Origin of the sequence: Sulfitobacter pontiacus, assembly GCF_040790665.1 — a bacterium.
Taxonomy (GTDB): domain Bacteria; phylum Pseudomonadota; class Alphaproteobacteria; order Rhodobacterales; family Rhodobacteraceae; genus Sulfitobacter; species Sulfitobacter pontiacus.
In genome coordinates, this window is sequence record NZ_CP160849.1 from 480,238 (window position 1) to 493,550 (window position 13,313).

Genomic DNA, 13,313 nt, shown 5'->3' on the forward strand with positions numbered 1-13,313 from the left:
TTACTGCGCGGCGCGCGAGGTTTCGAGCGGTTTCTTAGGACAAGACAGTCCGGCGCGATCAAAAGCGCCGGACTGTATGGGCCTGGTTCAAGCGATTTTTACCAGTTCGATGTCGAACTGCAGGTCTTTGCCCGCCAGCGGGTGGTTGGCGTCAAGTGTCACAGTGGCGTCGTCAACCTCGACAACCATCACCGGCATCGCCTGCCCGTCCGGGGTTTGCATCTGCAACTGCGTGCCGATTTCCAGCGGGATATCCGCAGGGATGCCTTCGCGTGGCACGGCCTGACGCATCTCGGGGTTCACATCGCCGTAGGCCTCTGCGCTACCGATCTTGACGACTTTCTTGTCGCCGACTTCCATGCCGGGCATCGCGCTGTCGAGGCCGGGGATGATCTGGCCGGACCCGACCGTGAACTCCAAAGGCTCGCGCCCTTCCGAGCTGTCGAAGGTGCTGCCGTCAAGCAGGGTACCAGTGTAGTGAATAGCAACAGTATCGCCGGATTTAACCTGCGTCATAGAAAGCTCCGATCCATAAAGGGAAAATACAGGAGGCCGCGTATCTGCGCGGGTGCTCCGGGTTCGGCGCGCAGTGTTTCAAGCCTGCGTCCCGTCGTAAACCCCCATGAGGCCAGTTTTTCGGCCTTTTCTGTCGTGACGGGTCGTGACAGTCTTGCGAAAGAAATATTCAGGGGGGAAATCATGGCGATTACAACATGCGTGTTCGACGCATATGGCACCTTGTTCGATGTGGCCGCAGCCGCACGACAAGCCGCGTCAGAGCCGGATTTTGCAGCGATAAAAGACAGCTGGCCGCAGGTCGCCGAACATTGGCGGCAAAAGCAGCTTGGCTATTCCTGGCTGCGCGCTGTCACCGGTGCACACGATGATTTCTGGCAGGTCACCCAAAACGGGTTGGACTGGGCTTTGGCCAAGACCGGCCACGATAACGACCCCGCCCTGCGCGAACGCCTGCTGGCGCTTTACTGGGAGCTTCAGGCCTTCCCCGAAGTACCCAAGATGCTGAAAACACTGAAGGAAGCTGGGCTGAATACCGCGATCTTGTCGAACGGATCACCAGCCATGCTGGACGGTGCGGTTTCCTCCGCCAATCTGGGTGACACGCTGGATGCGGTGCTGTCGGTGGAAAGCGTCGGCGTCTTCAAACCACATGCGAAAGTCTATGAACTGGTCGGACAGCGCTTTGATTGCGCGACCTCAGAGGTGTTGTTCGTCTCGTCCAACGGATGGGATGCGGCGGCGGCGACAGGCTTTGGCTTTACCACCGCCTGGGTCAACCGCGCGGGAGAGCCGATGGACCGGCTGCCGTGGCAACCGGCCCATGTGCTGCAGGACCTCAACGGCATCCCAGAACTGGCAGGCGTATAATGGCTCATTTCACCACATCCGACGGGCTATCGCTCTATTTCACCGACGAAGGGGCGGGTCTGCCGATTCTCTGTCTTGCAGGATTGACCCGGACCACAGCGGATTTCGACTATGTCACCCCCCATCTGAAGGGCGTGCGTCTGATCAAGATGGACTATCGCGGGCGCGGGCAATCTGACTTCGACCCTGACTGGTCACACTATTCCCCCCCTATTGAATGTCGTGATGCGCTGGAGCTGCTGGATCATCTTGGCATCGACAAGGCCGCCGTGCTTGGCACCTCGCGCGGGGGGCTGAATGCATTGGGGCTGGCCAAGGGAGCCAAGGATAGGTTGCTGGGCGTCGCCTTTAACGACGTTGGCCCGCATATTGACCCGCAGGGGCTGGATTTCATCATGGGCTATATCGGCCGCAACCCTGCCGCCAAGACCCATGCCGAGGCCGCCGCCGCCATGCCGCGTGTGTTTCCCGAATTTGACGACGTGCCCGACAGCCGGTGGATGGAAGAGGCGCAAAAGCATTACACCCAGACCGAAAGCGGCTTGCAGATCACGTATGACAAGCACCTGCGCGATGCGGTGGCCAAGGCGTTCTCTGCCCCCTCCCCCGACCTGTGGCCATTCTTTGACGCGCTTGACGGGCTGCCAATTGCCTGCATCCGTGGCATGGCGTCCAATCTGCTGAGCGAGGAAACCTTGCAAGAGATGGAACGCCGCCGCCCCGATATGGTGGTCGCGCGGGTGCCGGGACGTGGGCATATTCCGTTTCTGGACGAACCAGAGGCGGTTGCGGCCTTGAACGAATGGATCGGGAAGATGCAATGAATATCGACATGATCCGCGCGGCAGCGCGGCGGCTGGAGGGGCACGTGCGGCGCACGCCTTTGCTGAACTCTCCGTTTCTGGATGACATCGCGGGGCGGCGCGTTTGGGTCAAGCCCGAGTGCCTGCAACACACCGGCAGCTTCAAATTTCGCGGCGGCTGGTCGGCGGTGTCAGCACTGGAGCCCTCCGTGCGCGCCAAGGGGGTCATCGCCTTTTCCAGTGGCAACCACGCCCAAGGTGTTGCCTATGCGGCCAAGCTGCACGGGGTGCCTGCGGTCATCATCATGCCCGCCGACGCCCCCCGTCTGAAGATCGCCAACACCCGCGCGCTTGGGGCCGAGGTCGTGCTTTATGACCGCATGACCGAGGACCGCGACGCCATCGGCGCGGCTATGGCGGAGGAACGCGAATTGACGCTGATCAAACCGTTCGACGACCCGCTGGTGATTGCCGGTCAGGGGACAACGGGGCTCGAGATCGCGCAGCAGGCCGCCGAAGCGGGGATCGCCCGCGCCGATGTGATTGCCTGCTGTGGTGGCGGGGGGCTGACCTCTGGCATTGCGCTGGCGCTTGAAGCCGAGGCACCGGGGCTGCGCGCGCGTACCGCCGAGCCCGAAGGCTTTGACGATGCCGCGCGGTCGCTCGCCGCAGGAGAGATCACGCGCAACGCCGCCCTTGGCGGGTCGATCTGCGATGCCATCGTCACGCCGCAACCGGGCGATCTGACCTTTCCGATCTTCAAGCGGCTTTGCGGCCCCGGCCTTGTGGTCAGCGACGCAGAGGCGCTGCAGGCGATTGGCCATGCGTTCAACCGGCTGAAACTTGTGGCCGAACCCGGCGGGGCTGTGGCCCTCGCCGCCGCGCTGTTCCGGCAAGACGAGATCGACGGCGACGATGTGATCGTCACCATCTCGGGCGGGAATGTAGACAGTGATATTTTCTCGCGGGCGCTTGCCACGCTTGACTGACGCCCACAGGAGGTTCTGACATGAAGATTTTCGATACTGGCGACGTGCGTCTGCATTACCGTGTGGATGGCCCCGAGGACGGTGCGCCTGTGGTCTTTGCCAATTCACTGGGGACTGATCTGCGCCTGTGGGATCCGATCCTGCCGCTGCTGCCCAAGGGTCTGCGCATCATTCGTTTTGACAAACGCGGCCATGGGCTGTCGTCCTGCCCGCCTGCGCCCTATGCGATGGGGGCGCTGATTGGTGATACGGAAAAACTGCTGGATCATCTGGGCGTAAAGGGCTGCGTCTTTGTCGGGCTGTCCATTGGCGGAATGATCGCCCAAGGGCTCGCCACCAAGCGGCTGGACCTGATCCGCGCCATGGTGCTGTCCAATACCGCCGCCAAGATCGGCACCAAGGACATGTGGGCAGACCGTGTGCGCGCAGTGCAAGAAAGCGGGATCGAACCGATGGCGGACACCATCATGGAACGCTGGTTCGCCGCCCCCTTCCGCGCCACGCCCGAGCTTGAGCTTTGGCGCAATATGGTCGTACGCCAACCGGCAGAAGGCTATGCCGGTTGCTCTGCCGCGATTTCGGGGACGGATTTCTACACGCCCACGGCGGCGCTGCGCCTGCCAGTGCTGGGGATCGCGGGCTCCGAAGACGGGTCCACCCCCCCTGATCTGGTGCGCGAGACCATCGACCTGATCCCGGGATCCAAGTTCAAGATCATCCGCAAGGCCGGCCACCTGCCCTGTGTCGAACACCCACAGAAGTATGCAGCGCTGCTCACCGAGTTTTTGCAGAGCGTCGGCCATGTCTGACATCCTTTTGGTCCACGGCTCGTGCCACGGTGCGTGGTGCTGGCGTGATCTGATCCCTGCGTTGCAAGAATTGGGCCACAGCCCCCGTGCGATTGACCTGCCCAGCCACGGCGACGACACGACGCCGGTCAACGCGGTCACGCTCGATAGCTATGCCGATGCGGTGCTTGCGGCCTCTACCCCCGATACGGTGGTGGTGGGTCATTCGATGGGCGGTTTTGCCATCGGGGCGGCGGCACAGAAAGATCCAAGCGCCATGGCGCGGCTGATCTATCTATGTGCCTACGTCCCTGCGGCGGGGCTGTCGCTGGCCGAGATGCGCAAACAGGCCCCGTCGCAACCGCTGATGCCCGCTGTGCGCCTCGCCCCCGACGGCAAAAGCTTTACCCTTGATCCCGCGATGACAGAGGCGCTGTTCTATCACGACTGCCCGCCGGATGTCGCAGGTTTTGCCGCACCGCGCCTCTGCGCGCAGGCCGTGGCCCCGACGATCAAGCCTCTGGCGGATACTGCCCGTGCGGACGCCATGCCACGCAGCTATATCCGCTGTATGGACGACCGCACCATCCCGCCCGCCTATCAGGTCACGATGACGAAAGACTGGCCAAGCGCGGATGTTCATGAGATGGCCTGCGGGCATTCACCCTTCTTTACCGATCCCGCCGGTCTGGCGCGGATCATTGACGACATTATCCCGAGGTAACCCATGGCCGCCAGCGTCTTTGACAGCCCCCTGTTCGCACAGCTTTTCAACACCGGTGACGCAGGCCGCCTGTTCTCGGACAGCGCTGCGATCCGCGCGATGCTGCTGGTCGAAGGGGCGCTGGCCAAGGTGCAGGGCAGCCTTGGTATCATCCCCGAGATGAGCGCCGCCGCGATCCACCGCGCCTCTCTCGAGATTCAGGTCGACCCCGGGGCGATCGCCGCCTCTACCGGAGAAAACGGCGTGTCCGTGCCGGGGCTTCTGGCCCAATTCCGCGCCGAGATGCAGGCACCGGAATTTGCCCAGCACGTGCATTGGGGCGCGACCAGTCAGGACATCATCGATACCGCGCTGATGCTGCGCCTGCGTCAGGCGCTCAAGCTGGCGGAAACCGATCTGCGCGAGATCATTGCGGCCTTTGCGGCAGGTGCCGAACAGCACCAATCCCTGCCGATGCCTGCCCGCACCTATGGCCAGCACGCCACCCCCACCAGCTGGGGCGCGGTGCTGGCGGAATGGGGCATGCCACTGTGCGATGCGCTCGACCAGCTTGAGGCGCTGCGCGAAGGGGCGCTGTTCGTGTCCCTGTCGGGGGCGGCGGGGACGGGCTCTGCCCTTGGTCCCAAGGCTGCCGAGACCCGCGCGCAGCTGGCCCAAGCGCTTGGGCTGCAAGACCCCGGGCGCAGCTGGCATGTGGACCGCGGCCCCGTGCTGCGCATCGCCGATTGGCAGGGCCGCGTGATGGCAGCGCTGGCGCATATCGCGCAAAGCACGCTGGCGCTGACCATGACCGAAACCGCCGAGCTTGCCCTTGGGGCGGCAGGCGCGTCGTCGACCATGCCGCAAAAACAGAACCCCGTGGGGCCCTCGGCGATTGTCGCCCTCGGGCACCAGTTCACCGGCCAGCGCGCCACGCTACAGGCCGCCGCGGCGCATCAGCATCAGCGTGATGGCGGCGCGTGGTTCGCGGAATGGATGGCCGTGCCCCAGCTGGCACTGAGCCTTGCCGCCGCGCTGAACCACACAAAAAGCCTTGTCGCGAGGCTGACGCCGCACCCTGTGAAAATGCACAGCGCGCTGACAGAAGGGCTAGGCCTGATCCACGCCGAAGCGCTGAGCTTCGCCCTGGCCAAGACGATGCCCCGCCCCGCGGCCCAGAAGATCACCAAACAGCTTTGTCAGGATGCGCTGGCCAAACAGGTGCCGCTGGCCGATCTGGTCCACGCGGATTACCCCGACGTGGCCGAGACCCTTTTCGACCCGTCAACCCAGATGGGACAGACCCCCGCAGATGCAGCCGCTTTTGTGGCCCGCGCGCGTGCGCTGTAACCGCGCAACCGGCGCGCGATAGCCCATGCGTCCGGCGGTCATATTTATCATCCTGACCGTCATGATCGATGCCATGGGCATTGGTCTGATCATCCCTGTGATGCCGGACCTGATCGCGCAGGTCCAATCCGCCGATCTGTCACGCGCCGCGCTGTGGGGCGGTGTGTTGGCGACGACATTCGCGGTGATGCAATTCCTCTTCAGCCCGCTGGTGGGCAGCCTGTCCGACCGCTTCGGGCGCAGGCCGGTGCTGCTGACCTCGCTGACCGTAATGGCGCGGGTGGTCGCCTTGGTGCTCTTCCGGCGCGTGCGTATAAATCCCGCGCATGTGGACTGACATAACGTAAGCCTGACGCAGCGCGGCGCATATAGCGCTTGCGGGAGGGGGCAGAGCTTGCCACCCTCCCCCAAAACTCACGCGCCCGGAAGGACCCGTTATGCCGTTGATCAAAGCCGCCGTTTGCCATGAATTTGGTGCTCCTCTGAAAATCGAAGACGTAGAACTCCGCGCCCCCGAGGGGGCAGAGGTCGAGGTGACGCTGGATGCCGTAGCGATCTGCCATTCGGACATTTCCTTTGCCAGTGGGGGCTGGGGCGGATCGCTGCCCGCGGTCTATGGTCACGAGGCCGCGGGACGGGTGACCGCTGTGGGCGACAGGGTAAGCGGCGTCTCGGTCGGGGATAGCGTCGTGGTCACGCTGATCCGCGCCTGCGGCAGCTGCCCCAACTGCGCCAGCGGTCGTCCTGTGATCTGCGAAACCCCCTATGACGGCGACACCGGCCCGCTGAAAACCAAAGACGGCGGCAAGCTGCATCAGGCCATGGCATCCGGTGCCTTTGCCGAAAAAGTCGTTGTGGATCAGGCGCAGGTCGTCAGGATCAGCGCCGATATTCCCAAGGATGCCGCCAGCCTGATCGCCTGCGGGGTGATCACCGGCGTCGGTGCGGTGGTCAATGCTGCGCAATTGCGGGCCGGTCAAGACGTTGTGGTCATCGGCGCCGGTGGCGTCGGGCTGAACGCCATTCAGGGCGCGCGCATCGCCGGGGCCCGCCGCATCGTCGCCGTGGATATGAGCGCCGAGAAGCTGGAGATCGCCAAGGAGTTCGGGGCCACGGATGGTATCCTTGCCACCGAAGACAAACCCTGGGGGCAGTTGGGACAGGCGATTGGCCGCAAGGGCGTGGATGCGGTGATCGTGACCGTTGGGGCGATCCCTGCCTATAACGACGCCCCGAAATACCTTGCCGCGGGGGGGCGTGTGGTCATGGTCGGCATGCCTCATATCGGCGACGGCGCGACCTATGACCCCGGCACATTCGCCGCAATGGGTCAGGGCACGGTCGGCTCCAAAATGGGCGATGTGGTGATCCAGCGCGATATTCCGTGGATGGTCGATCTATATGCCCAAGGACGGCTGAAACTGGACGAGCTTATCTCGGGGCGGTGGTCGCTGGAGCAGATCAACGACGCGATCGAGGATACCAAGACCGGTGCCGCGCGGCGCAATGTCATCCTGTTTGACCGCTAGCGCCACGGGGGCCAGCCCCCGCACCCCCGGGATTTTGAACCATTTGGAAAAGAGGATCACGCGATGAAATTGCAAGATCTTGAGGTTATCGTCACAGCGCCCCCTGCCCCCGGTTGGGGCGGGCGCTATTGGATATTGGTCAAGCTGACCACGGATACCGGCATTGTAGGCTGGGGCGAATGCTATGCCGCGTCGGTCGGGCCGCAGGCCATGCGCGCGGTGATCGAGGATGTTTTTGCACGTCACATGCAGGGCGAGAATCCCGAAAACATCGAGCTGATGTACCGCCGCGCCTATTCGTCAGGCTTTACCCAGCGGCCCGACCCGACCGTCATGGGCGCGTTTTCGGGGCTGGAGATCGCCTGCTGGGATATTCTGGGCAAGGATCGGGATCGTCCGGTCTATGCCTTGATCGGCGGCAGGATGAACGAGCGCGTGCGGGGCTATACCTATCTCTACCCGCTGCCGCATCACGATATGACCGCCTTCTGGACCTCGCCCGAGATGGCGGCGGAATCGGCGCTGGACTGTGTGGCGCGTGGCTATACCGCGATCAAGTTCGATCCGGCGGGGCCCTATACCATGCGCGGCGGGCATATGCCGGCGATGACCGACATCTCGCAATCTGTCGCCTTTTGCAAAGCGATCCGCGCGGCCGTTGGCGACAAGGCCGATCTGCTGTTCGGCACCCACGGGCAATTCACCACCGCAGGCGCGATCCGTTTGGGGAACGCCATCGCGCCCTATAGCCCGCTCTGGTACGAAGAGCCGATCCCGCCGGATGCGGTGGAGCAGATGGCCGCCGTAGCGCGTGCCGTGCCGATCCCAGTCGCGACCGGAGAACGGCTGACCACCAAGGCCGAGTTTGCGCCGGTGCTGCGGTCCGGGGCGGCGGCGATCCTGCAGCCTGCCTTGGGCCGTGTCGGTGGCATCTGGGAAGCCAAGAAGATCGCCGCCATGGCAGAGGTCTATAACGCGCAAATTGCGCCGCATCTTTATGCGGGCCCGGTGGAATGGGCGGCCAATATCCATCTGGCCACGTCGATCCCCAATATCCTGATGTGCGAATGTATCGAGACGCCCTTCCACGACCAGTTGATCAAGAGCACGATCAAGGTGGAGGACGGGTTTATCACAGCCCCCACCGCAGCCGGTTTGGGCATTGAGGTGGACGAGGCATTGGCCCGCGCGCATCCGTATACCGGCAACGGGCTGCACCTGGAAATGCAGTCAGCGCCTTGTGATTACGTCAACGGGAATGCGTTTGAAGGGGGGGCACCGTCGGTCAAATCCTGACGGGTCCGGTGGTATGAGGGGGCCGCAGCCCCCTCAGCCAGAGATTTAGAAGAACGCCTGCAGGCCGGTCTGGGCGCGGCCCAGGATCAGCGCGTGCACGTCGTGCGTGCCTTCATAGGTGTTCACCGTCTCGAGGTTCATCATATGGCGGATCACCTGGAATTCGCCGCTGATGCCGTTGCCGCCGTGCATGTCGCGGGACATGCGGGCGATGTCCAGCGCCTTGCCGCAATTGTTGCGCTTGACGATAGAGATCATCTCGGGCGCGGCGTTGGCGTTGTCCATCAGACGACCCACTTGCAACGAGGCTTGCAGGCCAAGCGCGATTTCGGTCTGCATGTCGGCAAGTTTCTTTTGGAACAGCTGTGTCTGCGCCAGCGGCTTGTTGAACTGTTTGCGGTCCAGACCGTATTGACGCGAGGCGTGCCAGCAGAATTCAGCGGCCCCCAGTGCACCCCAGCTGATGCCATAGCGGGCGCGGTTAAGACAGCCGAACGGGCCTTTCAGACCTTCGACATGAGGCAGCAGGGCATCTTCGCCGACTTCGACGTTGTCCATCACGATCTCGCCAGTGATCGAGGCACGCAGCGACAGTTTGTTGCCGATTTTGGGCGCGGACAGACCCTTCATGCCTTTTTCAAGGATGAAGCCGCGGATCTTGCCGCCGTGCTCTTCGGACTTGGCCCAGACCACGAAGACATCCGCGATCGGCGCGTTCGAAATCCACATCTTGGAGCCGGTCAGCTTGTAGCCGTTGGCGGTTTTCACCGCACGGGTTTTCATGCCCGCAGGGTCAGAGCCTGCATCGGGTTCTGTCAGGCCAAAGCAGCCGATGAATTCGCCGCTGGACAGTTTGGGTAGATACTTCATCCGCTGCTCTTCCGAGCCATAGGCGTAGATCGGGTACATGACGAGGCTGGATTGCACGGACATCATCGACCGATAGCCGCTGTCCACACGTTCCACTTCGCGCGCAACCAGACCGTAAGACACATAATTGCCGCCCAAGCCGCCGTATTGTTCGGGCACGGTGACACCCAGAAGGCCCATGTCGCCCATCTCGCGGAAGATCGCGGGGTCGGTGGTTTCATTGGCGAAAGCGTCGATCACGCGGGGCTGCAGTTTTTCCTGCGCATAGGCGCGCGCGCTTTCCTGGATCATGCGTTCGTCTTCGGTCAGCTGTTCGTTCAGGCGGAACGCATCCGCCCAATCAAAGCTGCCCATGTCGGGGGCGTCTTTGGCTTTCAATACGGGCAATTCGGTGCTCATGGTATGTCCTCCTCGGGGTTCGGATTTGGGCGCAGTATTGCAAAGCCCGGCGGCAATGACTATCGCTGGTTACTCCTGAACCTATGAGTCAAAGTCATATGATCGCCCCGCGTCGCTTCCTTCCGTCGGTCAACGCCCTGCTCGCATTCGAGGCAGTGGCACGCTTGGGCAGTGCCACATTGGCGGCGCAGGAACTGTCCCTGACGCAAAGCGCGATCAGCCGGCAACTCAAGACGCTAGAGGCGCAGTTGAATGTGGCGCTGCTGGATCGCCAGGGGCGTCAGCTGGTACTGACAGAGGCGGGAAAAAGCTATGTTATTCAGGTGCGTGACGTTTTGAACAGGCTGGCTCAGGCATCCATCACCGCGCGCACGAACCCGATTGCGGGGGCGCTGAACCTTGCCATTCTGCCGGGGTTCGGCATGCATTGGCTGGCCCCGCGGTTGCGCGACTTTGCCCAGTCCCACCCGGAGGTGACGGTGAACCTCAGCACGCGGTTGCATCCGTTTTCCTTCCAGAACAGCCCCTTTGACGCTGCAATACATTTTGGCAAGGAAGACTGGCCCGGCGTGCGCTATTTGCCGCTGATGCCCGAGACGGTGGTCCCCGTCTGCGCGCCCGAACTGCTGACCGAACCGCTGGAGGATCCCAGCCAGATCCTGAGGTATGCGCTGCTGCATCTGGAGACCCGCCCGCGCGGCTGGTCGCGGTGGCTGAGCGCGCTTGGTGTCACGCAAGAACCCCCTGCCGGCATGATGTTCGACCAGTTCTCAACCATGGCGCAGGCGGCGGTGCACGGGTTGGGCGTGGCGCTGCTTCCTACCTTTTCGGCCGAGCCCTACCTGCGAGACGGGCAGCTTGTGCTGGCATCAACGCAGACGACACAGAGCATCGGGAATTACTACCTCGTCTGGCCCGAGGACCGTGCCGAAACCGCGGCCTTGCAGTCGTTCAAGACGTGGCTCGACGGGCAAACGGGTCAGGTTCTTTAGCATAGGCCAAGGTTCTGAGGCATATCCGCCCTATTTCCGCCGCAATCCTGCATTAGCACACCCTTCATCAGTTTTAAGGGGGGGGGGCCCCTTTTGAAAGGGAGCATGGATATGCCAATTTCACTTACCAAACTCATTTCTGCTGGCGCGACAGCGGTCACACTTGCGGCTGCCACCGCAGCGACCGCGCAAACCCACGACGTCGTGATCTTTGACGACGCCTTCTTTCCTGCCGTGATCTATGTCGACGCCGGGGACGAGCTGCGCTTTGTCAACAACGCCAGCGCCGCGCGCAACGTCAGCGCGGGTGACGGGTCGTGGTCATCCGGCACGCTGGAAACCGGCAGCAGCTTTAGCCAAACGGTAGAGGCAAACAGCCAAGTGACCTTTATCGGCACGTCGCTTGGGGAAAACCCCAAAAGCTACTCCGGCGAGATCAGCTTTGACCCCGCACCGCTGAGCGAGTGATCGGGTCCATCTCTGCGCTTGTCGCAGGTGCTTGAAATAAAAACGGCGCGCCCCTGTTTCCAGCGGCGCGCCGTTTCGCATTGACATGGCGATGTGGCTTACTTCACCGTGATGCGGCCATCGGTATAGGGCGTATAGGCCCCGTTGGCGGCGATGAATTCAGCCGTCACATCCGCCAGATCGGGACCGTAGTCATAGGCGTTCTGCGCAGAGGTAAACGGCGCATAGCCGTCGCCGCCATTGCGCACATAGTTGTTGGACACGACGCCATAGGTTTTTTCGGGATCAAGCGGCATGCCGGATACGGTGACATCGCTGATGCGGCTGCCCGGCTCGGCGCTGGTGTCCACGGTAAAGGTCATGCCCGCCACTTGCGGGAAACGACCTGCGACCTCTTCGATCTGGCTCACGCCATTTTCCAGCGCCTCTACCAATGCCGCACCGGTGACCTGAAAGGTCGACAGGGTGTTCTGGAACGGCAGCACCGCCAGCACTTCGCCCATGGTCACCTCTCCGGCGTCGATGGAAGAGCGCAAGCCGCCGCTGTTCTGGATCGCGACCTCGATCCCCTGATCCGCCACACGGGCCAGCATCGCATCGGCGACGAGATTGCCCATCTGACATTCCTGCACGCGGCAGACCGACCGGTCGCCCTCGATCGGTTCGGTGGTTTCGGCGACGACTTTGCTGCGCAGTTCTTCAAGCGGTTGGGCCAGTTCGCCGATACGGGCGACGGTGGTCTCGTCCTCTGCGACGCCTGCGTCGATCAGGATCGGATCGCCCGACGCTTCCTTGATCTTACCCTCGTCATCGAAGGTCACGTTCAGCTCGCCCAGATATTTACCGTAGGCATAGGCCTGCACGATCGCCGTATCCTTGACCATCGTCGGATAGGCCCCTTCGGCTTTTTCATCGGTATTGGACAGCAGCGTATTGGTGTGCCCGCCGACGATCACATCAACACCTGTGGTATTCTCGGCGACCATCTGATCGACCCCATAGCCCGAGTGGCTGAGCACGATGATCTTGTTGATACCCTGCGCGGTCAGCAGATCGACCTCGCCCTGAACGGCAGCTACGGAATCGGTAAAGACAACGTTGTCTCCGGGGCTCGATAGTTCGTGAGTGTCTTCGGTGGTCAGCCCGATCAGGCCGATCTTTTCACCGCCACGCTCGATCACGGCAGATTTCGCCAGCTTGTCCGCCAGCAGCGGTTCGGCAGAGACATCGGCATTCGACATCAGGATGGGAAAGTCGATCGCCTCCATGAAACCGGCAAGCACTTCGGGGCCATCGTCGAATTCGTGGTTGCCCACAGTCATGCCGTCATAGCCCAGCATGTTCATCATCTCGGCTGCCATCTTGCCCTTGTAGTGGGTGTAGAACAGCGAGCCCTGAAACTGGTCCCCGCCGTCGACCAGCACATAGTTGTTGGTGCGGGCCTTGGCATCCTTGATCGCGTTGACCAGCCGTGCGGTGCCCCCGAAACATTCACCGGCGGTATTGTCCTCGGCGGAACAAGGGCCATCGTATTTGCTGATCGGTTCAAACCGCGCGTGGAAATCATTGGTGTGCAGAATGGTCAGACTATAATCCGCCGCTGCCATGCCCGAGGTCAGCGCAAGCGCTGCCGTGGCTGTCAGGAATCGTTTCATGATGGGTCCCCCCTTTGGGTTGAATTATGCACCTATGGTGACCCCCAGTTTGCCCCCTTGTCAAAGACCATCTGAGCGCAAACCC

Annotated in this window: 13 protein-coding genes and 1 pseudogene; 11 read left to right on the top strand and 3 right to left on the bottom strand. The window is 62.4% G+C overall.

Annotated elements, in window-relative coordinates:
- Positions 1–87 precede the first annotated feature (87 nt).
- Positions 88–516: a peptidylprolyl isomerase gene (locus AB1495_RS02295; protein WP_005849439.1), complete on the bottom strand. Its 429-nt coding sequence runs from the start codon at positions 514–516 to the stop codon at positions 88–90.
- A gap of 183 nt (positions 517–699) precedes the next feature.
- On the opposite strand from AB1495_RS02295, the gene AB1495_RS02300 reads away from it, so the two are divergent.
- The 9 genes and pseudogenes from AB1495_RS02300 (at position 700) to AB1495_RS02340 (ending at position 8,844) form a co-directional block, all read left to right on the top strand.
- Positions 700–1,386, top strand: coding sequence for a haloacid dehalogenase type II (locus AB1495_RS02300; RefSeq protein ID WP_074634665.1), 687 nt, complete (start codon positions 700–702; stop codon positions 1,384–1,386).
- A complete protein-coding gene (locus AB1495_RS02305) occupies positions 1,386–2,210 on the top strand; it encodes an alpha/beta fold hydrolase (RefSeq protein WP_074634666.1) in 825 nt (274 codons plus the stop codon). Before AB1495_RS02300 ends, AB1495_RS02305 begins: the two co-directional genes overlap by 1 nt.
- Positions 2,207–3,178: a threonine/serine dehydratase gene (locus AB1495_RS02310; RefSeq protein WP_074634667.1), complete on the top strand. Its 972-nt coding sequence runs from the start codon at positions 2,207–2,209 to the stop codon at positions 3,176–3,178. Before AB1495_RS02305 ends, AB1495_RS02310 begins: the two co-directional genes overlap by 4 nt.
- 20 nt (positions 3,179–3,198) lie before the next feature.
- Positions 3,199–3,987, top strand: coding sequence for a 3-oxoadipate enol-lactonase (gene pcaD / locus AB1495_RS02315; protein ID WP_074634668.1), 789 nt, complete (start codon positions 3,199–3,201; stop codon positions 3,985–3,987).
- Positions 3,980–4,690, top strand: coding sequence for an alpha/beta fold hydrolase (locus AB1495_RS02320; protein WP_074634669.1), 711 nt, complete (start codon positions 3,980–3,982; stop codon positions 4,688–4,690). The genes pcaD and AB1495_RS02320 overlap by 8 nt, the downstream gene beginning before the upstream one ends.
- Before the next feature lie 3 nt (positions 4,691–4,693).
- Positions 4,694–6,019: a lyase family protein gene (locus tag AB1495_RS02325; RefSeq protein ID WP_074634670.1), complete on the top strand. Its 1,326-nt coding sequence runs from the start codon at positions 4,694–4,696 to the stop codon at positions 6,017–6,019.
- Positions 6,020–6,044: 25 nt separating this feature from the next.
- Positions 6,045–6,311, top strand: a pseudogene (locus tag AB1495_RS02330) (MFS transporter); the annotation flags it as partial.
- Positions 6,312–6,456: 145 nt separating this feature from the next.
- The gene (locus AB1495_RS02335) at positions 6,457–7,548 is read left to right on the top strand and encodes a zinc-binding dehydrogenase (protein WP_074634672.1); all 1,092 of its coding nucleotides are present in this window, start codon (positions 6,457–6,459) and stop codon (positions 7,546–7,548) included.
- A gap of 63 nt (positions 7,549–7,611) precedes the next feature.
- Positions 7,612–8,844, top strand: a complete 1,233-nt coding sequence (locus AB1495_RS02340; protein WP_074634673.1) for a mandelate racemase/muconate lactonizing enzyme family protein — start codon at positions 7,612–7,614, stop codon at positions 8,842–8,844.
- A 45-nt stretch (positions 8,845–8,889) separates the two neighbouring features.
- Here the strand turns inward: AB1495_RS02340 and AB1495_RS02345 are convergent, their stop codons facing one another.
- On the bottom strand, positions 8,890–10,113 hold the full coding sequence (locus tag AB1495_RS02345; RefSeq protein ID WP_005849449.1) for an acyl-CoA dehydrogenase: 1,224 nt from the start codon (positions 10,111–10,113) through the stop codon (positions 8,890–8,892).
- A 98-nt stretch (positions 10,114–10,211) separates the two neighbouring features.
- Here AB1495_RS02345 and AB1495_RS02350 point away from each other — a divergent pair, with 98 nt between their 5' ends.
- Both AB1495_RS02350 and AB1495_RS02355 read left to right on the top strand, forming a co-directional pair.
- Positions 10,212–11,105: a LysR substrate-binding domain-containing protein gene (locus tag AB1495_RS02350; protein WP_037966280.1), complete on the top strand. Its 894-nt coding sequence runs from the start codon at positions 10,212–10,214 to the stop codon at positions 11,103–11,105.
- Between the two features lie 111 nt (positions 11,106–11,216).
- Positions 11,217–11,573, top strand: a complete 357-nt coding sequence (locus tag AB1495_RS02355) for a hypothetical protein (RefSeq protein WP_005849451.1) — start codon at positions 11,217–11,219, stop codon at positions 11,571–11,573.
- A gap of 98 nt (positions 11,574–11,671) precedes the next feature.
- Here the strand turns inward: AB1495_RS02355 and AB1495_RS02360 are convergent, their stop codons facing one another.
- Positions 11,672–13,228, bottom strand: coding sequence for a bifunctional UDP-sugar hydrolase/5'-nucleotidase (locus AB1495_RS02360; protein ID WP_037944716.1), 1,557 nt, complete (start codon positions 13,226–13,228; stop codon positions 11,672–11,674).
- Between the last annotated feature and the right edge of the window lie 85 nt (positions 13,229–13,313).